The organism is Streptomyces sp. NPDC050388, assembly GCF_040655635.1.
In the GTDB taxonomy this organism is placed as follows: Bacteria; Actinomycetota; Actinomycetes; order Streptomycetales; family Streptomycetaceae; genus Streptomyces.
Genome location: NZ_JBFAKH010000032.1, coordinates 70,313 through 91,415, shown reverse-complemented (window position 1 = coordinate 91,415; position 21,103 = coordinate 70,313). Strand labels below are relative to the sequence as shown.

The following is a 21,103-nucleotide window of genomic DNA, read 5'->3' as shown; positions in this document are numbered from 1 at the left end:
GGTGGCGTGGGCCTCGCCCAGCGCACCGCCGAAGATCCGGAAGTCATGGGCGTAGACGAAGACCGTACGGTCCTCCACCGTGCCCCAGCCGGTGATCACACCGTCGGAGTACGGCTTCTTGGCCTCCAGGCCGAAGCCGGTCGCCCGGTGCCGGCGCAGCTGCTCGACCTCACGGAAGGAGCCCGGGTCGAGCAGCAGTTCGATGCGCTCCCGCGCGGTCAGCTTGCCCTTGGCGTGCTGCGCCCGGGTCGCCTTCTCGCTCGGGCCGGCCAGCGCCTGCGCGCGAATCTCGTGCAGTTCGGCCACGCGTCCGCGCGCGTCGGCCGGCTCACCCGGCGCCTCATCCAAAACGGTCATGTAGTGACCTTACGAAGCTCACCCGGGAATGCGAGCCGTCGACTCCTCACAGTCTCCGAGGCGTTTTCCTGGTGCCACTGAACAGAACCGAGACGACATGCAGGCGTTCCGACTGTTTGAAGGGCCTGCCGCTTGTAGGGTTCCAATAAAATCAGAGACCGGGGCACCCCTCACACCCCCGCGCGGCGCAGACCTCGCGAAGGGTGCGGCCCGACCCCGGCCGGGCGCCCTGCGCCCGGGAATTCGCCGGACCCTCGGCGACTTTCCGCCCGCACTCCAGGGCGTTCACGGATGTTCGTCCGGGGTTCACCCGTTCGGGTCGACCTGCCCCGCAAAGAGTAGCGGCTCGAGAGAACGGACCGGTACGGGACATGAAGGACGGGGCCGGAGGGGACTCGCCTCCGGCACCCTCGAAAGCACCCCCCGAAAGATGTTGAACTTTAAAGGGAATGTGTCTACAGTAGGCCCCGTTGAAAGTGATTGAACGTTCAACGGGATCATCCGATCCCCCGTCCCCAGGAGGAACACACCATGGGCATCTTCAGCCGCAAGAGCAACGAGACCGCGACCGCCCCGGCCGCCGTGAACCCGGCCCTGGCCGCCCTGACCGGCGACTACACGATCGACCCGGCGCACACCACCCTCGGTTTCGTCGCCCGGCACGCGATGGTCACCAACGTCAAGGGCAGCTTCCAGGACTTCACCGGCACGCTCCACCTGGACGGCTCCGACCCGTCCAACTCCACCGCCACCCTCGACGTGGTGATGGAGAGCATCGAGACGGGCAACGCCGACCGTGACGGTCACCTGAAGAGCTCGGACTTCTTCAAGACCGACGAGTTCCCGACGATGACGTTCCGCTCCACCAAGGCCGAAGCCCTCGGTGGGGACGACTACCGCATCACCGGTGACCTGACGATCCTCGGCACCACCAAGCCGCTCACCATCGACCTGGAGTTCAACGGCTCCGCCACCGACCCGTTCGGCAACCAGCGCGTCGGCTTCGAGGGCAAGGCCGAGATCCTGCGCTCCGAGTGGGGCCTGACCTGGAACGCGGCACTGGAGACGGGCGGCGTCCTGGTCTCCGACAAGATCAAGCTGAACTTCGACATCTCGGCGATCCGCAACGCCTGATCCGCCGACGGCGCGGCCCTGACCGCCGCCACCCCTGAGCGCGCCCGCCCCCCGGTACCCCCGTACGGGAGGGCGGGCGCTCGGCATCTTTGGACCTGACCCCGGAACCGGGCGCGGACCCGGTGTCCGGCGTCTCCCCGTGGCCCGGCACTCAGAACCCTCCGCCGAAGTCCCCGCCGCCGAAGTCTCCCCCGCCGAAGCCGCCGCCGAAGTCCCCGCTGTCGAAGTCGGCGCCGGAGACGTCTCCGCCCGTGTAGCCGCCGAAGTCTCCGTAGCCGGAGCCGTAGTCGGCCGCGTAGGAGGGGCCTGCCATCATGCCGCCGAGCACCGTGCCGACGAGCAGACCGGGCAGCAGACCGCCGCCGAAGTAGCCGCCCGCCCAGGGGCCGTAGGCCGGTCCCGCCTCCCAGTAGGGGCGGCGGCCCCGGTCGGTGTCGACCTCGCGGACGGCCGGGTCGTGGCCGTCGGCCAGGCGGGTCCGGTCCGCCGCACAGACCGGGACCTCCCGCTCGGTGCCACCGGGGGGTGTCCAGAGGGCGTCGGCGACCGAGGGGCCGTGGCGCGGGTCGAAGAAGCAGGGCGGCCTGCGCTCCGGCAGCGACCGGCCCGCACGGCGGGCGTCGAGCCGCGCCAGCGCGAAGCGGCCCTCCTCCACGGCCCGGGTGACCGCGCGGACGTCCTCCGGCCTGCCGGCCGCGTCCATCAACCGCTTGGACTGCTCGTAGGAATCCAGCGCACGCTCGTAGTCGGCGCGCATGGCGTCGTCGGCGCCGGGCTCACCGGGGTGGAAGTCGAGCCGGTCGAGTTCCTCGCCGAACGCGGTGATGTCCTCGTCGACCACCACCCGCAGCTTCTCCAGCGCGGCCCGCTGCTCCGCCGCGTGCTCCATGGTCCGACGCCGGTTGCGCCGGGACACCGCGTACGCGCCCGCGCCGCCGGCGACCAGCAGGGTGCCGACGGTGATCAGTCCGCCGACGGGGACGCCGTCGGACCCGCCGCTCCAGGAACTCGGCGCCGAACCGCCGGTGTTGCGCAGCGCGTCGTCGACGAAGTCGTTCAGCTGGGCCTTGGCGTCCCCCGCGCCCTGCACGGCCGTGACCAGGTTCTGCACGCCCTGGCGACTCAGCACGCTGCTGTCGGCGCGCGCGTCGAACCGGTCGCCGAGACGGATGCCGTACAGACCGGTGACGCCGGTCTCGGTGCGCAGGTTCCGGAAGAGGTTCTCGGTGGGGTAACCGGCCGGGAGGACCGCCACGAGGACGGGTTTGTCCGCGTCCTCGATCTTGTTCGCGAGGGCCTCGGCGTCCGACTCGGACAGGATGTTCCTCGCCTCGGGATCGACGTAGACGGGACTCTCGCGCAGGGCCTGGGCCACGGCCGAGAGGTCGGTGGCCGCGTGCGCGCCCGGCGCCCCGGCCGTCAGAACCGCCAGCGCGGCGGCCACGGGCACGATCAGCAGGCGTACGAGGGTACGCGTCAGCGCGTCCTTCATGTGTTCGAAGCTACCCGAACCGGGCCGGAAACGGGCATCGGGCCCGGCAGGGCCCCGCGCCGTCGCGGGGACCCCTGCCGGGCCCGGTCCCCTCAGGCCGCCGGTTCGACCCCGGCCCGCAGCAGGCCGTAGGTGTACGCGTCCTCCAGCGCCTGCCAGGACGCGGCGATGACGTTGTCCCCGACACCCAGCGTCGACCACTCCCCCGCGCCGTCGGACGTGGAGATCAGGACCCGGGTGGTGGAGTGCGTGCCGTGCTTGCCCTCGAGGATGCGGACCTTGTAGTCGACCAGCTCCAGCTTGGCGAGCTGCGGGTAGATCCGCTCCAGGGCGACGCGCAGGGCCCGGTCCAGGGCGTTGACCGGACCGTTGCCCTCCGCCGTGGCGACGATGCGCTCGCTCTTGGCCCACAGTTTCACCGTGGCCTCGTTGGCGTGGGTGCCGTCGGGGCGGTCCTCGACGATCGCGCGCCAGGACTCGACGTCGAAGTACTTCAGCTGTCTGCCCTCGACCTCCGCGCGCAGCAGCAGTTCGAAGCTGGCGTCGGCGGCCTCGTACGTGTAGCCCTTGAGCTCGCGTTCCTTGACCCGCTCCACGACCCGGCCGACCAGTTCGCGGTCGTCTCCCAGGTCGATGCCGAGTTCCCTGCCCTTGAGCTCGATGGAGGCGCGGCCTGCCATGTCGGACACCAGCATCCGCATGGTGTTGCCGACCCGCTCGGGGTCGATGTGCTGGTACAGGTCCGGGTCGACCTTGATGGCGGAGGCGTGCAGCCCCGCCTTGTGGGCGAAGGCGGAGACACCCACGTAGGGCTGGTGGGTGGACGGGGTCAGGTTGACCACCTCGGCGATGGCGTGCGAGATGCGCGTCATCTCCCGGAGCCGGCCCTCGGGCAGGACCTTCTTGGCGTACTTGAGCTCCAGCGCCGCCACCACCGGGAACAGGTTGGAGTTGCCGACGCGCTCGCCGTAGCCGTTGGCCGTGCACTGGACGTGGGTGGCGCCCGCGTCGACGGCGGCGAGGGTGTTGGCGACCGCGCACCCGGTGTCGTCCTGGGCGTGGATGCCGAGCCGGGCGCCGGTGTCGGCGAGCACCGTCGAGACCACGGCCTGGACCTGGGCGGGGAGCATGCCGCCGTTGGTGTCGCACAGGACGACGACGTCGGCACCGGCCTCCGCGGCCGTGCGGACGACCGACTTGGCGTACTCGGGGTTGGCGCGGTAGCCGTCGAAGAAGTGCTCGCAGTCGACGAACACCCGGCGGCCCTCGGCCTTGAGGAAGGCGACGGTGTCGCGGACCATCTCCAGGTTCTCGTCCAGGGTGGTGCGCAGGGCGAGCTCGACATGGCGGTCGTGGGACTTGGCGACCAGCGTGATCACCTGCGCGCCGGAGGCGAGGAGCGCCCTGACCTGCGGGTCCTCGGCGGCGGTGGTGCCGGCGCGGCGGGTGGCACCGAAGGCGACCAACTGGGCGTGCCGGAACTCGATCTCCTGCTGGGCACGGGCGAAGAACTCGGTGTCCCTCGGGTTCGCGCCCGGCCAGCCGCCCTCGATGAAGCCCACACCGAAGTCGTCCAGGTGCCGTGCGATGGCCAGCTTGTCGGCGACCGTGAGGTTGATGCCCTCGCGCTGGGCGCCGTCGCGCAGGGTGGTGTCGAAGACGTGGAACGAGTCGTCGGGCTCGCTGGTTGCGGTCATGGTCTGAAGGCTCCTGATGTTGGATCTCGGTCTACCGGAATGACCGGTTCCACCGTCCCCCCATGGTCCCTCGCGCCGGCTCCCCGGCTTCTGGTGGGCCAGGAAACAGAAAAACCCCTCGCGGGTGCGAGAGGTCTGCGCGCGGGTCGAGGACGACGATGTCCGCCTGTACGTTGTCGTAAGGGCGGTCACTGCGGACCGGCGCGCCTGCTGCCAATAATCATGGCGAACGAGAGCACGGGGGAAGTGTGGCACAACCCGGCTCGACGATCATCGTCCGTCTCAGGATACGGGCACTGGGTGTCCGCCCTTCAGCGATCGGACGAACCGCCCCGCCGAACGGGCCGCCGCGGACGGGTGAGGTCCGGGCGGCCCTGCCGGGGCGGGCGGGAGTCAGCCCAGGGGGCGCATCCAGCCCTGCTTGTCCTCGGCCGTGCCGCGCTGGATGTCGAGCAGTGCCTGGCGCAGGCGCAGGGTGACCTCGCCGGGCTCGCCGCCGCTCTGCTGCCACTCGCCACCGGCCCGCTTGACGGTGCCGACGGGGGTGATGACGGCCGCGGTGCCGCAGGCGAACACCTCGGTGAGGGTGCCGTTCTCGGAGTCGCGCTGCCACTGGTCGACCGAGACCCGCTCCTCGACGGCCTCGTAGCCGAGGTCGCGGGCGACGCTCAGCAGGGAGTCACGGGTGACGCCCTCCAGGATGGAACCGGTGAGGGCCGGTGTGACGATCTTGTTGCCGTACACGAAGTACAGGTTCATGCCGCCGAGCTCCTCGACCCAGGTGTGCTCCACGGCGTCGAGGTAGCAGACCTGGTCGCAGCCCTTGGCCGCGGCCTCGGCCTGGGCGAGCAGCGAGGCGGCGTAGTTGCCGCCGGTCTTCGCGTCGCCCATGCCGCCGGGGACGGCGCGGACGCGGTCCTCGGAGACCCAGATGGAGACCGGCTTCACACCACCGGGGAAGTAGGCGCCGGCCGGGGAGGCGATCACCAGGAACAGGTACTCGTTGGCCGGCTTGACGCCCAGTCCGACCTCGGTGGCGATCATGAAGGGGCGCAGGTAGAGGGATTCCTCACCGCCGTGCGCCGGCACCCACGCCTTGTCCTGCCCGACCAGCACGTCGCACGCCTCGATGAACGTCTCGACCGGCAGCTCGGGCATCGCGAGGCGGCGGGCGGAGCGCTGGAAACGCTCGGCGTTCTTCTCGGGACGGAAGGTGGCGACGGACCCGTCGGGCCTGCGGTAGGCCTTCAGGCCCTCGAAGATCTCCTGCGCGTAGTGCAGGACGTGGGTCGCCGGGTCGAGGGGGATCGGCGCGTAGGGGACGAGCTGTCCGTCGTGCCAGCCCCGGCCCTCGGTCCACTTGATCGTCACCATGTGGTCGGTGAAGTGGCGGCCGAACCCCGGGTGGGCCAGGATCGCCTCTCGCTCGGCGTCCGAGAGGGGGTGGGCGGAGGGCTTGAGCTCGATCGTGGGCGTCGTCATGAATGGTTGTCCTTCACCGGTTGTAGTGACGGGCCGCGCTCACGCCCGTACGGCCGGTGGCCAGTGGTAGGACGTCCGAGCATTCCCTCATTCCGCGGCTCCGCGTTCGATTATCGCCCGGGGGCTGAGGCGGAGGGAACACGGGGTGAATGCGGCCCGGTGGTCGATGGTGGCACCCGGCGGGGACATGGGGAAGCCGCCGGGCGGTTGCGACCGGCGGCTTCTCATGGTGTCGAGTGTGCGCGCCCGGTCAGCCGGCTACGCGTACGGCGAGCGCGTCGCCGATCTCGGAGGTGCTGCGCGCGGGCAGGTCCCCGCGCTCCGCGAGGTCGGCGGAGACGGCTTCCTCGATGCGGGCCGCCTCGGCGTCGTGGCCGAGGTGGCGCAGGAGGAGGGCGACGGAGAGGACCGTGGCGCTCGGGTCCGCCTTGCCCTGGCCGGCGATGTCCGGGGCCGAGCCGTGCACGGGCTCGAACATCGACGGGAACTCGCCGGACGGGTTGATGTTCCCGCTCGCGGCGACGCCGATGCCGCCGGAGACGGCCGCGGCGAGGTCGGTGATGATGTCACCGAAGAGGTTGTCGGTGACGATCACGTCGAAACGCTCGGGCTGGGTGACGAGGTAGATCGTCGCGGCGTCGACGTGGATGTAGTCGGTGGTGACCTCGGGGTACTCCGCGGCCACCTTGTTGAAGACATTCGTCCACAGGTGGCCGGCGAAGGTCAGCACGTTGTTCTTGTGGACCAGCGTGAGCTTCTTGCGCGGGCGGTCCTGGGCGCGGGCGAAGGCGTCGCGCACGACACGCTCGACACCGTAGGCCGTGTTGACGGAGACCTCGGTGGCGACCTCGTGCTCGGTGCCCTTGCGGATGGTGCCGCCGTTGCCGGTGTACGGGCCCTCGGTGCCCTCCCGGACCACGACGAAGTCGATCTCCGGCTGCCCCGCGAGCGGCGTGGACACACCCGGCAGGAGCTTCGACGGCCGCAGGTTGACGTGGTGGTCGAAGGCGAAGCGGAGCTTGAGCAGGAAGCCGCGCTCCAGGACCCCGGAGGGGACGCTCGGATCGCCGATGGCACCGAGCAGGATGGCGTCGTGCTGCTTCAGCGCGTCGAGGTCGGCGTCGGTGAGGGTCTCCCCGGTGGCGTGGTAGCGCCGCGCGCCGAAGTCGTACTCCCTGGTCTCCAGCTTCACATCCTGCGGAAGGACGGCGGAGAGGACCTTGAGACCTTCGGTCACGACCTCCTGGCCGATGCCGTCACCGGGAATCACTGCGAGATTGATGCTGCGAGACATGCGGGCACCCTACTCCTCGTCCCATGCTCTGACACGAGCCGTCCGGGATGCGGACACCCGCATGAGGGGATCGCCGACCGGGACCGCCCGGAGCGGCTCAGTGGCCGGTCGAACCGCCGTTGTCCCGGCGGTCGAGGGCACGCTGGAGGGCGGCCGCGGCGTTCTTGCGGTCGGACTCGCTCGTACGGGAGACGTGGCGGACGCGGCGGCGGACAGCGGTCTCGGGCATGGGGAATCGACTCCTTCGACAAGCCTGGTGAGACGGGAATGCGGAGGGGGAAACGCGTCACCGGAAGGGGCGGGGAGCGGAGGCCGCAGGGATTGCCTGCACGGGGCCCGGCTCACGACCGCCGTTCGCTTGGTCGAGCGAGACGTTCGGCTCCTACAAAACTAAAGGCGCGCGGAGCATCTGTCTGCACAATTACTCGGACTTCCTACTATCTGAGACAGTGGACCGCGTCACACCCCCGCGACCTGCGAAAACGTCGGACGGGCCAGGTCCGTACGACCTGGCCCGTCCGACGGGGCGGCGGCAGCGGGTACGAAGGCCCCGTGCCGGGGGGGGCGTCAGCCCATGTGCGGGTACGTGTAGTCGGTCGGCGGGACCAGCGTCTCCTTGATGGCACGGGTCAGGGTCCAGCGCATCAGGTTCTGCGGGGCGCCGGCCTTGTCGTTGGTGCCGGAGGCGCGACCGCCGCCGAAGGGCTGCTGGCCGACGACGGCACCGGTCGACTTGTCGTTGATGTAGAAGTTTCCGGCCGCGTAGCGCAGCTTCTCCATCGTGTACGCGGCGGCCGCGCGGTCGTTCGCGATGACCGAGCCGGTCAGCGCGTAGTCGGACACCGCCTCCATCTGGGTCAGCATCTCGTCGTACTTCTCGGCGGAGCTGTCGTCGTAGACGTGCACGGCGAGGAACGGACCGAAGTACTCGGTGCGGAAGACCTCGTTGTCCGGGTCGTCGCACTCGACGACGGTCGGACGGACGAAGTAGCCGACGGAGTCGTCGTAGCTGCCGCCCGCGACGATCGTGCAGGACGGGTCCTCGTGGGCGCGGTCGATCGCGGCCTTGTTCTTGGCGAAGGACCGCTCGTCGATGACGGCGCCGATGAAGTTGGACAGGTCGGTGACGTCACCCATCTTGATGCCGTCGACCTCGGCCGCGAACTCCTCCTTGAACCCGGAGTTCCAGATGGACGCCGGGATGTACGCGCGGGAGGTCGCCGAGCACTTCTGGCCCTGGTACTCGAAGGCACCGCGGGTCAGCGCCGTCTTGAGGATCGCGCGGTCGGCCGACGGGTGGGCGACGACGAAGTCCTTGCCGCCGGTCTCCCCGACCAGCCGCGGGTAGGTGCGGTACTTCTCGATGTTGTTGCCGACCGTCTTCCACAGGTGCTGGAAGGTCTTGGTCGAACCCGTGAAGTGGATGCCCGCCAGGTCCCGGTGCTCGAGCGCGACCTCGGAGACCTCGATGCCGTCACCGGTGACGAGGTTGATGACGCCCTTGGGCAGTCCGGCCTCCTCCAGCAGCCGCATCAGGAGCACGGCGGCGTGGGTCTGGGTCGGGGAGGGCTTCCAGACCACGACGTTGCCCATCAGCGCGGGCGCGGTGGGCAGGTTGGCGGCGATCGCGCTGAAGTTGAACGGCGTGATCGCGTAGACGAAGCCCTCCAGCGGGCGGTGGTCCATGCGGTTCCACACGCCCGGCGAGTTGGCCGGGGGCTGCTCGGCCAGGATGCCGCGCGCGTAGTGGACGTTGAACCGCCAGAAGTCGATCAGCTCGCAGGGGCTGTCGATCTCGGCCTGCTGGGCGGTCTTGGACTGGCCCAGCATGGTGGAGGCGGCGATGGTCTCGCGCCAGGGGCCCGAGAGCAGTTCGGCGGCGCGCAGGATGATCGCCGCGCGGTCGTCGAAGGACATCGCGCGCCAGGCGGGGGCGGCGGCCAGGGCGGCGTCGATCGCGTCCTGGGCGTCCTGCCGGGTGGCGTTGGCGTAGGTGCCCAGGCGTGCCTTGTGGTTGTGCGGCTGCACGACGTCGAAGCGCTCGCCGCCGCCCATCCGCTTCTCGCCGCCGATGGTGCAGGGAAGGTCGACCGGGTTGTCGGCCAGTTCCTTGAGCTTGGCCTCCAGCCGGGCGCGTTCGGCCGAGCCGGGGGCGTAGCCGTGCACCGGCTCGTTGACGGGCGTGGGGACCTGGGTCACAGCGTCCATTGTTTCCGTACTCCTTGACTTGAGCGGTGAGTGGGTGAGCGGTGGTGCTCGGGCTCAGCCCTTGCTGACCATCGAGCGCAGGAAGAAGCGCAGGTTCGCCGGCTTCTCCGCCAGACGGCGCATGAAGTAGCCGTACCAGTCGGTGCCGTAGGCCGTGTAGACCCGCATGCGGTGGCCTTCGGCGGCCAGGCGCAGGTGCTCGTCGCCGCGGATGCCGTAGAGCATCTGGAACTCGTACTCGTCGATCTTGCGTCCGGCGCCGCGCGCCAGCTCCTGGGCGATGGAGATCAGACGCGGGTCGTGGGACCCGATCATCGGGTACCCCTCGCCCTCCATCAGGGTCCGCAGGACGCGCACGTACGCCTTGTCGATCTCGTGTTTCTGCTGGTAGGCGACCTCGGCGGGCTCCTTGTAGGCGCCCTTCACCAACCGTACGCGACTGCCGTCGGCGGCGAGGCGGCGCGCGTCGGCCTCGGTGCGGAAGAGGTAGGCCTGGATGACGCAGCCGGTCTGCGGGAAGTCCTTCCGCAGCTCCTCGTGGATGGCGAACATCGAGTCGAGGGTGGTGTGGTCCTCGGCATCGAGGGTGACGGTGGTGCCGATCGCGGCGGCGGCCTCGACGACCGGGCGGACGTTGGCGAGCGCCAGTTCATGGCCGCCGGGGAGCGCCTGGCCGAACATCGACAGCTTCACCGACATCTCGGCACGGGTGCCGAGCTCCAGCGGCGCGAGCATGCGGACCAGTTCCAGGTAGGCGTCGCGGGCGGCGGATGCCTGGCCGGGGGTCGTGATGTCCTCGCCGACGACGTCCATGGTCAGTTCGAGACCGTTGCCGGTGAGCCCCTGGATGACGGGCAGGATCTCGTCGACGGTCTCCCCGGGGATGAAGCGGTCGACGACCTGCTTGGTCACCGGGGCCGCCGAGACCAGACGTCGCATCCGGTCGCTGCGCGACGCGGCGAGAATCACGGGACCCAGCACGGGCACCTCCACAAGCTGCGAAACGGCCGCTGCCCGACGTTTCGGGTACGGCACGGAGAACCACCGTGAAACCTAGGGATTCCTTCGAGCGTGGGCCATCGACAGCTGTCACGCATCCGTGCCGTCGATCTCAGACAGTTGTATGAAGGCCGCGCGGTTCTGCGGGACAATGCGGGGGTGACGTCGGAACGCAGGGGCGAATACCAGGAGCTGGTGGACGAGATCTCGGAGCTGCTCGGCGCTCCGGCGACCCTGGAGAACCGTGACTTCGAGCTGATCGCCTTCGGCGCGTACGACAGCGAGGGCGACCTCGATCCGTCCGTGCTGGACCCGGTGCGGACCCGCTCGATCCTCACCCGTCGCTCGACGGCCGCCGTCCGGGCCTGGTTCGAGGGTTTCGGCATCGCCCGCGCGACCGGTCCGGTCCGGGTCCCGAGAACCCCGGAGGCGGGCGTGCACCGGGGCCGTATCTGCCTGCCGGTACGCCACAAGGGTGTCGTCCTCGGCTACGTCTGGCTGCTGGACTACGACCCGGGCCCCTCCGAGGGGCAGCTGAGCGCGGCCATGGGCGTGGCGGCCCGGATCGGGGCGCTGCTCGCCGACGAGGCGCAGCACGGCGCGGACCTGACCCGCGAGCTGCGGGCCGTCCTCAGTGCGGACCGCGACTGGCAGCGCGACATGGCGGTCGCCGAACTCCGTACCGCCCTCGGTGGCCGCGCCGACGGCCCGCACACCATGGTCTGTGTGGCCCCGTGGCCCTCCGCCGACCCCGAGGACGCCCCGTCGGTCCGTACGGTGCCGGGCGCGACGGCGCTGTGCACCCTGCCGTGGGGGGCCGCGGACGTGTCGCTGGCGCTGCTGCTGCGGCTGCGCGCGTCCGACGTGCTGACCCCGGCGACGACCGCCGCCTCGCGGCTCCTGGAACGGGCGCACGGGAGCGGCGCCGGACACCGGGACGGGGCGGTCGGCGCGCGGGAGGGCCGAGGCGGCCGTTCCGGTCCCGCCGTGGCCGCCGGGATCGCCGCGCCCCGCTCCGGCCTCGCCGAACTCGACGTCGCCTGGGGCGAGGCGTCGGCGGCGGCCCGCGCCGCCCTGGCCGAGCCCCGGCTCGGCCCGGCGGCCCGGTGGACCTCGATCGGCCCCTACCGGCTCCTGACCGCGCTCCCCGCGTGGGCCGCCCACGACCCCGTCGTCGGCCCGCTGCTCGCCCCGGCGCACCGGGAACTCGCCCGCACCGCCGAGACCTATCTCGACTGCGCGGGCCAGGCCGGCCGCACGGCCGCCGAACTGGGCGTCCACCGTCAGACCCTGTACTACCGCCTGTCCCGCGTCGAGCAGCTCACCGGCCTCGACCTGGACGACGGCGAGGACCGGCTCCTGCTGCACATGGCGCTGAAGGCGCACCGCCTGTGATCACCAGGAGGTGCGTCGGCGCCGGGTGACGGTCTCGTTCACCCGGCCGACGGGAAAGGCGCCGGGCGGCCGAGAACCCTCTCGGCCGCCCGGCGCCTTTCAGTCCGGACGGGGCCCGGGGGCGGGGCGCCCGGGACGGCGGGATCAGACCAGCTCCACCGAGCGGGCGGACGTCGCGCCGATCTCCGCCGCGACCTCGGCCAGCACCGCGGAGGGGACCGTGTCGTCGACCGTCAGGACCGCGAGGGCCTCGCCGCCGACCGCCGCGCGCGCGACCTGCATGCCGGCGATGTTGATGCCCGCCTCGCCGAAGATCCGGCCCACGGTGCCGACGACGCCCGGGCGGTCCTCGTAGCGGAGCACGGCCATGTGGTCCGCGAGCGCGAGGTCCACGTCGTAGTCGCCGACCGCGACGATCTTCTGGACGTTCTTGTGTCCGGCCAGCGTGCCGGAGACCGCGATCTCCTCGCCGTCGGCGAGGGTGCCGCGCACGGTGACCACGTTGCGGTGGTCGGCCGACTCGGAGCTGGTGGTCAGCCGCACCTCGACGCCCCGCTCCTGGGCGAACAGGGGCGCGTTCACATAGGACACCGTCTCGTCGACGACGTCCTCGAAGACGCCCTTGAGCGCGGAGAGCTCCAGTACCTTCACGTCGTGCTGGGTGATCTCGCCGTACACCTCGACGTCGAGGCGGACCGCGACCTCGCCGGCGAGCGCGGTGAAGATCCGGCCGAGGCGCTCGGCGAGCGGCAGGCCCGGCTTGACGTCCTCGGCGATGACCCCGCCCTGCACGTTCACCGCGTCCGGGACCAGCTCACCGGCGAGCGCGAGGCGCACCGAGCGGGCGACGGCGATGCCGGCCTTCTCCTGCGCCTCGTCGGTGGAGGCACCGAGGTGCGGGGTGCACACGACCTGGTCGAACTCGAAGAGCGGGGAGTCCGTGCACGGCTCCTTGGCGTACACGTCGAGGCCGGCGCCGGCGACGCGGCCCTCCTTGAGCGCCGCGTACAGGGCCTCCTCGTCGACGATGCCGCCGCGCGCGGCGTTGATGACGCGCACGCCCGGCTTGACCTTGCGCAGCGCCTCGTCGCCGATCAGGCCGAGCGTCTCGGGGGTCCTGGGCAGGTGGACGGTGATGAAGTCGGAGACCTCGAGCAGCTCGTCCAGCGACAGCACCTTCACGCCCATCTGCGCGGCCCGCGCGGGCTGCACGTAGGGGTCGTAGGCGACGATCTTCATGCCGAAGGCGGACATGCGCTGCGCGACGAGGGCGCCGATCCGCCCCAGTCCCACGACTCCGAGGGTCTTCTCGGCGAGCTCGACGCCCGTGTACTTGCTGCGCTTCCACTCGTGGTTCTTCAGCGCGGCGTTGGCCTGCGGGATGTTGCGCGCGGTGGCGATGATCAGACCGCAGGCGAGTTCCGCGGCGGTCACGATGTTCGAGGTGGGGGCGTTGACCACCATCACGCCCGCCTTGGTGGCGGCGGAGACGTCGACGTTGTCCAGGCCGACACCGGCCCTCGCGACGACCTTGAGCTTCTTCGCGGCGGCAATGGCTTCGGCGTCGACCTTGGTGGCGGAACGGATCAGGATCGCGTCCACGGGGGCGATGGCGGACAGGAGCTCCGCCCGGTCCGCGCCGTTGCAGTGGCGGATCTCGAAGTCCGGGCCGAGCGCGTCCACGGTCGCGGGCGACAGCTCTTCGGCGATGAGTACGACAGGTTTCGAGCTCACGTGAGTCCTCACATGTCCATGGGGGCACCGCCCGTGCGCGGGTGGCGCTACGGGGGAGGACGGCCGTCCCGACGGCCGCATGCGGTGGAGGGGAGCGGCGCCGGGGTGGCCTGCATTCCTCGGTGTCGCTTAGCCGCGTGGAAGACGCACGACGCTGTGGGCCTGACGCGTATGTCTCAGCAGTGTAGTGGCGCCGGGGCGTCGTCCTGCGTCACTGCGGAAGGATCATCCGGAAGTGGCCGGGCGGGCCTGCCAACGAAGAATCCAGCCCCTGTGGCATTGGAGATACGGGGGTGTGGGGCGAAGCCTCCACGACGGCGCCGACGGGGCCGGGGCGGCCCGGACACGGCGCCGTCGCGGAGTGCTCGGCTCACGCGTCTTCGTTGACCCAGCTCATCAGCTTGCGCAGCTCCTTGCCGGTGGTCTCCAGGAGGTGCTCGGAGTCCTGCTTCTTGTACTCGTTGTACTTCTTCAGACCGCCGTGGTACTCGTCCATCCACTGCTGGGCGAAGGAGCCGTCCTGGATCTCGGCGAGGACCTTCTTCATCTCGGCCTTGGTGGCGTCGGTGATGATCCGCGGGCCGGTGACGTAGTCGCCCCACTCGGCGGTCTCGGAGATCGACCAGCGCATCTTCTCCAGGCCGCCCTCGTACATGAGGTCGACGATCAGCTTCAGCTCGTGCAGGCACTCGAAGTAGGCGATCTCCGGCTGGTAGCCCGCCTCGGTCAGCGTCTCGAAGCCCGCCTTGACCAGTGCCGCGGTGCCACCGCAGAGGACGGCCTGCTCACCGAACAGGTCGGTCTCGGTCTCCTCGGTGAAGGTGGTCTTGATGACGCCGGCGCGGGTGCCGCCGATGCCCTTGGCGTACGACAGGGCCAGCGCGAAGGCGTTGCCCGTGGCGTCCTGCTCGACGGCGGCGATGCAGGGAACGCCGCGGCCCTCCTCGTACTGGCGGCGCACCAGGTGGCCCGGGCCCTTGGGGGCGACCATGCAGACGTCCACGCCGGCCGGGGGCTTGATGAAGCCGTAGCGGATGTTCAGGCCGTGACCGAAGAACAGGGCGTCGCCGTCCTTCAGGTTGTCCTTGATGTGCTCCTCGTAGACCTGGGCCTGGATCGGGTCCGGGACCAGGATCATGATGACGTCGGCCTCGGCGGCGGCCTCGGACGGGGTCACCACGCGCAGGCCCTGCTCCTCGGCCTTGGCCTTGGACTTGGAGCCCTCGTGCAGACCGACGCGCACGTCGACACCCGAGTCACGGAGCGACAGGGCGTGGGCGTGGCCCTGGCTGCCGTAACCGATGACCGCGACCTTGCGGCCCTGGATGATGGACAGGTCGGCGTCGGCGTCGTAGAACAGCTCGGCCACTTTGGGTTCTCTCCTTGTGTGCAGGTGTCACGTCCCACCGTATGACGGTGAGGGGACGGGAAGTTTTGGAGTCTCGGAATACGGGCGGCCGGGAGTGTCGCCGACCGCCCCGTTCCGTCTTACGCCGACCGGTCGAGAGCGCGCAGCGACCGGTCGGTGATCGAACGGGCACCGCGTCCGATCGCGATCGTCCCGGACTGGACCAGTTCCTTGATGCCGAACGGTTCCAGCATCTTGAGCATGGCGGACAGCTTGTCGCTGCTGCCGGTGGCCTCGATGGTGACGGCCTCCGGGGAGACGTCCACGGTCTTGGCGCGGAACAGCTGGACGATCTCGACGATCTGGGAACGCGTCTCGTTGTCGGCGCGCACCTTCACCAGGACGAGTTCGCGCTGAACGGCCTGCGACGGCTCGAGTTCGACGATCTTCAGAACGTTGACGAGCTTGTTGAGCTGCTTGGTCACCTGCTCCAGCGGGAACTCCTCGACGCTCACCACGATGGTGATACGGGAGATGTCGGGGTGCTCGGTGACGCCGACGGCGAGCGAGTCGATGTTGAAGCCGCGGCGGGAGAACAGCGCGGCGATCCGGGCCAGGATGCCGGGGGTGTTCTCCACCAGGACGGAGAGCGTGTGCTTGGACATGATCTCTTGGGTCTCTCTCGCTCAGTCGTCTTCGTTGTCGCCGAAGTCGGGGCGGACGTCGCGGGCGGCCATGATCTCGTCGTTGGAGGTGCCGGCGGCGACCATCGGCCACACCATGGCGTCCTGGTGGACGATGAAGTCGACGACGACCGGGCGGTCGTTGATCGAGTTCGCCTCCTCGATGACCTTGTCGAGGTCCGCCGGGTCCTCGCAGCGGATCGCGTGGCAGCCCATGGCCTCCGACAGCTTGACGAAGTCGGGGACTCGGGTGCCCGCGCTCCGCTGCGTGGCCGGCCCCACGGCGGAGCCGCCGTTCAGGTCGGTGGGGGCGTTGTCCGTCTCGACGGGGCCGGAGCCCAGCACGGTGTTGGAGTACCGCTGGTTGTAGAACAGGGTCTGCCACTGGCGGACCATCCCGAGAGCGCCGTTGTTGATGATGGCGACCTTGATCGGGATGTTGTTCAGGGCGCAGGTGGTGAGTTCCTGGTTGGTCATCTGGAAGCAGCCGTCGCCGTCGATCGCCCAGACGGCCCGGCCGGGCTGTCCGGCCTTGGCGCCCATGGCCGCCGGGACGGCGTAGCCCATGGTCCCGGCACCGCCGGAGTTCAGCCAGGTGGCGGGCTTCTCGTACTGGATGAAGTGCGCGGCCCACATCTGGTGCTGGCCGACGCCCGCGGCGAAGATCGTGTCCTCGGGCGCCAGCTGTCCGATGCGCTCGATGACCTGCTGCGGGGAGAGCGAACCGTCCTCGGGCTGGTCGTAGCCCAGGGGGTAGGTGTCGCGCCAGCGGCTCAGGTCCTTCCACCAGGCCGCGTACCGCGACCTGGCGGCCTCGCCCCAGTGGCCCTCGGCGTGCTCCTTCTGGACGGCCTGGACGAGGTCGGCGAGGACCTCGCGGGCGTCACCGACGATCGGCACGTCGGCGGCGCGGTTCTTGCCGATCTCGGCCGGGTCGATGTCGGCGTGGACGATCTTGGCGTACGGGGCGAAACTGTCCAGCTTGCCGGTGACGCGGTCGTCGAAGCGGGCTCCGAGGGCGACGATCAGGTCTGCCTTCTGCAGCGCGGTGACGGCGGTGACCGCACCGTGCATGCCCGGCATTCCCACGTGCAGCGGGTGGCTGTCGGGGAATGCGCCGAGTCCCATCAGGGTGGTGGTGACGGGAGCACCGGTGAGTTCCGCGAGGACCTTCAACTCGGCCGTGGCGCGGGCCTTGATGACACCGCCGCCGACGTAGAGGACCGGCCGCTTCGCGGAGGTGATCAGCTTGGCCGCTTCGCGGATCTGCTTGGCGTGCGGCTTGGTGACGGGCCGGTAGCCGGGCAGGTCCATGGTGGGCGGCCAGGAGAAGGTGGTGCGCGCCTGGAGGGCGTCCTTGGCGATGTCCACCAGCACCGGTCCGGGGCGGCCGGTGGCGGCGATGTGGAAGGCCTGCGCGATCACCCGGGGGATGTCCTCGGCCTTGGTGACCAGGAAGTTGTGCTTGGTGATCGGCATGGTGATGCCGACGATGTCCGCTTCCTGGAAGGCGTCCGTGCCGATCGCCTTGGAGGCGACCTGGCCGGTGATCGCGACCAGCGGCACGGAGTCCATGTGCGCGTCGGCGATCGGGGTGACCAGGTTGGTGGCGCCGGGGCCCGAGGTCGCCATGCAGACGCCCACCTTGCCGGTGGCCTGCGCGTACCCCGTGGCCGCGTGGCCGGCGCCCTGCTCGTGGCGGACCAGGACGTGACGCACCCGGGTGGAGTCCATCAGCGGGTCGTAGGCGGGAAGGATCGCACCGCCGGGGATGCCGAATACCGTGTCGGCGCCGACCTCCTCGAGAGAGCGAATGAGGGACTGCGCGCCCGTGACGCTCTCGGGGGCGGACTGCTGTCCTCCGGATCGGGGCCGCGGCTGCGGATGGGCCCCGGTGGCCTGCTCGGTCATCGGCTTCTCTTCTCGATGCTGAGGGTTCTTGCGAGGTTTGTGCGGTGTGTGCGGGCGGTGCGGCAGGTGCTGGTGCAACAAAAAACCCCTCGTGCCAAAAGGCAATCGAGGGGAGCGCGCCGGGCGGGGGCGCCGAGCAGGCGATGCTCAGCGTCAGCCGACGCGCTTTCCAAGTACGAGAATTCGGGTGCGCATGGCATTGACCCTCCCCCCGACGTGCACCGACTGTCAAGTGGGTGGGACAGGCGTCTCATCATGTGAGCGCAGTGTCGTGCCACCCCTGAGCATGGTGGCCACCCCCGCCGTGTACCCGCCGGAGCCGCCGCCCGCGAACGCGGGTTCGGCCGGTCCGTGCGGCATCGGACAGTGACCGGCGCCGAGCGCCCTGCGCAGCCGGTACTCGTCCAGGGGTCCGGAGAAGGCCATGCCCTGCCCGTGCGTGCACCCCATCGCGCGGAGGGCGACGACCTGCTCGGGCAGGTCCACCCCGTCGGCCACGGACTGCATCCCGAGGTCGCCGGCGATCCGCAGCAGGCCGCTGGTGATCTTGTGCAACCGTGCGGACTCGACCACGCCCTCGACCAGGCTGCGGTCGAGTTTGAGCACGTCGACGGGGAGCCGCCTGAGGGCGGTGATCGCCGCGTAGCCGTCGCCGAAGCCGTCCAGGGCGATACGGACGCCGACGCGCCTGAGGGCGGTCAGGCGGCGCTCCAGCTCGTCCAGGCAGACCCGCGGGTCGGTTTCGGCCACCTCGACGACCAGCGAGCCGGAGGGCAGTCCGTGCCGGGTGAGCAGGGCCTCGATCGAGCTGAGCGGCAGTGAGCGGTCCAGCAGCCTGCGGGCGCCGAGCCGGACGGCCACGGGCACCGACACCCCCGTCGCCTGCCGTTCGGCGGCCTGCTCGACCGCTTCCTCCAGCAGCCAGCGGCCCAGCTCGGCGGTCTTCTCGCTGTCCTCGGCGACGCGCAGGAACTCCGCGGGGGTGAACAGCACCCCCTGCGCGGAACGCCAGCGCGCCTGCGCGCAGACCGAGGTGATCCTGCCGTCCTCCAGGGACACCACCGGCTGGTGCAGCAGCGCGAACTCCCCGTCGTGCAGCGCGGCGCGCAGCCGGGTGGCCAGCTCCGCCCTGCGGACGACGTCCTGCTGCATCTGCGGCCGGTACAGCTCCACCCGGCCCTTGCCGGCGGCCTTGGCCCGGTACATGGCGAGGTCCGCGTTGCGCAGCAGTTCACCCGCGCCGAGGGCCGGTTCGGCGAAGGCGACACCGATGGAGGCGTTGACCCGGACATCGTTGCCGTCGATGAGGTAGGGCTGGGACAGGGTCACTCTGAGACGGTCGGCGAGCTCCAGGATGTGCCGCTCGCGGGCCTCCCGGTCACGGGCTCCGTCGCCCACGATCAGGGCGGCGAACTCGTCGCCGCCCAGCCGGGAGGCGGTGTCGCCCTTGCGGACCGCGTCCCGGAGTCTGCGGGCGGCGTGGATGAGCAGTTCGTCCCCGGCCTGGTGGCCGATGGTGTCGTTGACGGCCTTGAAGCCGTCGAGGTCGATGAAGAGCACGGCCGTGCCCCTGAGGGCGGCACCCCGGTCGGCGGCGCGGCGGCCGGAGAGGGCCTGCTGGACGCGTCGGGTGAACAGGGCGCGGTTGGGCAGGTCGGTCAGCGGGTCGTGTTCGGCGTTGTGCTGGAGCTGCGCCTGCAGGCGCACTCTCTCGGTGACGTCCCGGCTGTTGAAGATGAGGCCGCCGTGGTGCCGGTTGACGGTCGACTCCACGTTCAGCCAGCCTCCCCCGCTCTCGGCCTCGCTCGAGCGGGAGGCGCCCCCACCGCCGGAGCGGAAACGGCATTCGATGCGCGTGGTGGGTTCCTCGACGGGGTTGGCGGCGAGGAAGCGGCGCACCTCGTGCACGACGCAGCCCAGGTCCTCCGGGTGGATGAGCTGGGCCAGTTCCGTACCCACCAGCTCCTCCGCGGGACGGCCGTACACCCCGGCGGCGGCCGGGGAGACGTAGCGGAGCATGCCGCTGGGGGCGGCGATCATGATGACGTCGCTGGAGCCCTGCACCAGGGAGCGGAAGTGGTTCTCCTTGTGCGCCAGTTCCTGGGTGAGGGTGATGTTGTCGAGCAGCATGATGCCCTGGCGCACGACGAGTGCGAGCACCACGGTGCCACCGGTGAGCAGGACCACGCGGTCGACGCTGCGACCGTTGAGGACGGTGTAGAGGATGCCCAGGGTGCACACCGCAGCGGCGAGGTACGGGGTGAGCGCGGCGAGGGAACCGGCGATGGGCCGGGAGACCGGATAACGGCCGCGCTCACCGCCGGGTCCGGGGAGATGGTGGTGGCCGGGTCCGCCGCGCTGTCCGGGCAGGTGCTCGCGCACCACGTGCGTGTGCCCCTCGTCCTCGGACCGGTCGCCCCTCGGTCCGGTCCAGGGTGCGTACGCCAGGAGCAGCGAGCCGGCGAACCAGCCCGCGTCGAGCAGCTGTCCCGAGCGGTAGGTGTCGTGCAGCAGCGGAGAGGTGAACACGGCGTCGCACATCACGGTGAGCGCGAGTGCGCCGATCGCGGTGTTGACCGCGGAGCGGTTCACCGCCGACCGCCGGAAGTGCAGGGCGAGCACCATGCTGACCAGGGCGATGTCCAGCAGCGGATAGGCCAGCGACAGCGCGGTGTGCGCCACGTGCTCACCGCCGGCCTGCGCGGTCCGGGCGAGCGCGAGGCTCCAGGCGAGGGTGAGCAGGGAGCCGCCGATCAGCCAGGCGTCCAGCCCCAGACAGACCCAGCCGGCCTTGGTCACGGGCCGTTTGGCGAGTACCAGCAGCCCGACGATGGCGGGAGGCGCGAAGCACAGGAAGAACAGGTCCGCGTAGCTGGGACTGGGTACGGGAAGCCCGAGAACGACCTCGTACCACCCCCAGACCAGGTTGCCCAGGGACGCCATGGCGGAGGAGATGCCGAACAGAAGCCAGGCGGGCCGGAAGCTGACGCGGCGGTCGCGCGCGTAGAGGAAGCAGGACACGGCCGCCGCGGCCGCGGCGGCGCCCAGCCCGAAGTCACCCATGATCAGAGCGAGTCGGTCCGAGCCCCAACCGAGCGCGGCCCCGAGGGCATAGACCGCGCAGACGAAGGCCAGGACGAGTTGCGGGGCCAGGCCCGCCCGGCGGTCCACGGCCGTCGGGCGGGCCGGCGTCACTCCCGGGGCGGGCTGTGTCCGCGCCGCCCCCTCGAGCGTGGACGGGGAGGCCGGCGCGCTCACCGGTCCCTCCCGGGCCGCACTGCCTCCACGTCCTTCGGATGCCGCGACGCCTCCGCGCCCTCCGGGTTCCGGGGCGCGGGGCGGGGCGGCCACTCGCCGCGGTGACCCCAG

Annotated in this window: 15 protein-coding genes; 2 read left to right on the top strand and 13 right to left on the bottom strand. The window is 70.6% G+C overall.

The window, feature by feature from the left end:
* The coding region (locus AB0I73_RS20190) for a carboxyl transferase domain-containing protein (RefSeq protein ID WP_363039170.1) at nucleotides 1-357 on the bottom strand (357 nt) is incomplete at its 3' end.
* A 531-nt stretch (nucleotides 358-888) separates the two neighbouring features.
* Between AB0I73_RS20190 and AB0I73_RS20185 the strand changes: the two genes are divergently transcribed.
* Nucleotides 889-1,491: a YceI family protein gene (locus AB0I73_RS20185; protein WP_363039168.1), complete on the top strand. Its 603-nt coding sequence runs from the start codon at nucleotides 889-891 to the stop codon at nucleotides 1,489-1,491.
* Nucleotides 1,492-1,642: 151 nt separating this feature from the next.
* On the opposite strand, the gene AB0I73_RS20180 is transcribed toward AB0I73_RS20185, so the two are convergent.
* From AB0I73_RS20180 to AB0I73_RS20150, 7 genes are all read right to left on the bottom strand, one after another.
* The gene (locus tag AB0I73_RS20180; RefSeq protein WP_363039166.1) at nucleotides 1,643-2,983 is read right to left on the bottom strand and encodes a hypothetical protein; all 1,341 of its coding nucleotides are present in this window, start codon (nucleotides 2,981-2,983) and stop codon (nucleotides 1,643-1,645) included.
* Between the two features lie 92 nt (nucleotides 2,984-3,075).
* Nucleotides 3,076-4,680, bottom strand: a complete 1,605-nt coding sequence (gene cimA, locus AB0I73_RS20175) for a citramalate synthase (protein WP_363039164.1) — start codon at nucleotides 4,678-4,680, stop codon at nucleotides 3,076-3,078.
* A 393-nt stretch (nucleotides 4,681-5,073) separates the two neighbouring features.
* Entirely contained in the window at nucleotides 5,074-6,162 is a 1,089-nt protein-coding gene (locus AB0I73_RS20170) for a branched-chain amino acid aminotransferase (protein ID WP_363039162.1), read from the bottom strand.
* 250 nt (nucleotides 6,163-6,412) lie between these two features.
* Nucleotides 6,413-7,456 carry a 3-isopropylmalate dehydrogenase gene (locus tag AB0I73_RS20165; protein ID WP_363039160.1) on the bottom strand — a complete coding sequence of 348 codons (1,044 nt, stop codon included), beginning with the start codon at nucleotides 7,454-7,456 and terminating at the stop codon, nucleotides 6,413-6,415.
* 97 nt (nucleotides 7,457-7,553) lie between these two features.
* Nucleotides 7,554-7,685, bottom strand: a complete 132-nt coding sequence (locus AB0I73_RS20160) for a hypothetical protein (protein WP_363039158.1) — start codon at nucleotides 7,683-7,685, stop codon at nucleotides 7,554-7,556.
* Nucleotides 7,686-8,023: 338 nt separating this feature from the next.
* A complete protein-coding gene (pruA, locus tag AB0I73_RS20155; RefSeq protein WP_109381182.1) occupies nucleotides 8,024-9,664 on the bottom strand; it encodes an L-glutamate gamma-semialdehyde dehydrogenase in 1,641 nt (546 codons plus the stop codon).
* Nucleotides 9,665-9,718: 54 nt separating this feature from the next.
* Nucleotides 9,719-10,645: a proline dehydrogenase family protein gene (locus tag AB0I73_RS20150; protein WP_363039156.1), complete on the bottom strand. Its 927-nt coding sequence runs from the start codon at nucleotides 10,643-10,645 to the stop codon at nucleotides 9,719-9,721.
* A 177-nt stretch (nucleotides 10,646-10,822) separates the two neighbouring features.
* Between AB0I73_RS20150 and AB0I73_RS20145 the strand changes: the two genes are divergently transcribed.
* Complete coding sequence (locus tag AB0I73_RS20145) at nucleotides 10,823-12,058, top strand: helix-turn-helix domain-containing protein (protein ID WP_363039154.1); 1,236 nt, start codon at nucleotides 10,823-10,825, stop codon at nucleotides 12,056-12,058.
* 144 nt (nucleotides 12,059-12,202) lie between these two features.
* Here AB0I73_RS20145 and serA read toward each other — a convergent pair whose 3' ends face one another.
* The 5 genes from serA to AB0I73_RS20120 all read right to left on the bottom strand — a co-directional run bounded on the left by serA (nucleotide 12,203) and on the right by AB0I73_RS20120 (nucleotide 20,992).
* On the bottom strand, nucleotides 12,203-13,792 hold the full coding sequence (gene serA, locus AB0I73_RS20140; protein WP_363039152.1) for a phosphoglycerate dehydrogenase: 1,590 nt from the start codon (nucleotides 13,790-13,792) through the stop codon (nucleotides 12,203-12,205).
* 370 nt (nucleotides 13,793-14,162) lie between these two features.
* Entirely contained in the window at nucleotides 14,163-15,161 is a 999-nt protein-coding gene (gene ilvC / locus AB0I73_RS20135; protein ID WP_202276104.1) for a ketol-acid reductoisomerase, read from the bottom strand.
* 119 nt (nucleotides 15,162-15,280) lie between these two features.
* Nucleotides 15,281-15,805, bottom strand: a complete 525-nt coding sequence (gene ilvN, locus AB0I73_RS20130) for an acetolactate synthase small subunit (RefSeq protein ID WP_202276102.1) — start codon at nucleotides 15,803-15,805, stop codon at nucleotides 15,281-15,283.
* Nucleotides 15,806-15,826: 21 nt separating this feature from the next.
* The gene (locus AB0I73_RS20125; RefSeq protein ID WP_363039150.1) at nucleotides 15,827-17,734 is read right to left on the bottom strand and encodes an acetolactate synthase large subunit; all 1,908 of its coding nucleotides are present in this window, start codon (nucleotides 17,732-17,734) and stop codon (nucleotides 15,827-15,829) included.
* 228 nt (nucleotides 17,735-17,962) lie between these two features.
* Nucleotides 17,963-20,992: an EAL domain-containing protein gene (locus AB0I73_RS20120; protein ID WP_363039148.1), complete on the bottom strand. Its 3,030-nt coding sequence runs from the start codon at nucleotides 20,990-20,992 to the stop codon at nucleotides 17,963-17,965.
* Between the last annotated feature and the right edge of the window lie 111 nt (nucleotides 20,993-21,103).

Bases quoted from the DNA above. Each gene is read 5' to 3' on its own strand.
- AB0I73_RS20185 (WP_363039168.1), top strand. From the start codon at position 889: ATGGGCATCTTCAGCCGCAAGAGCAACGAGACCGCGACCGCCCCGGCC.
- AB0I73_RS20180 (WP_363039166.1), bottom strand. From the start codon at position 2,983: ATGAAGGACGCGCTGACGCGTACCCTCGTACGCCTGCTGATCGTGCCC.
- cimA (WP_363039164.1), bottom strand. From the start codon at position 4,680: ATGACCGCAACCAGCGAGCCCGACGACTCGTTCCACGTCTTCGACACC.
- AB0I73_RS20170 (WP_363039162.1), bottom strand. From the start codon at position 6,162: ATGACGACGCCCACGATCGAGCTCAAGCCCTCCGCCCACCCCCTCTCG.
- AB0I73_RS20165 (WP_363039160.1), bottom strand. From the start codon at position 7,456: ATGTCTCGCAGCATCAATCTCGCAGTGATTCCCGGTGACGGCATCGGC.
- AB0I73_RS20160 (WP_363039158.1), bottom strand. From the start codon at position 7,685: ATGCCCGAGACCGCTGTCCGCCGCCGCGTCCGCCACGTCTCCCGTACG.
- pruA (WP_109381182.1), bottom strand. From the start codon at position 9,664: ATGGACGCTGTGACCCAGGTCCCCACGCCCGTCAACGAGCCGGTGCAC.
- ilvN (WP_202276102.1), bottom strand. From the start codon at position 15,805: ATGTCCAAGCACACGCTCTCCGTCCTGGTGGAGAACACCCCCGGCATC.
- AB0I73_RS20125 (WP_363039150.1), bottom strand. From the start codon at position 17,734: ATGACCGAGCAGGCCACCGGGGCCCATCCGCAGCCGCGGCCCCGATCC.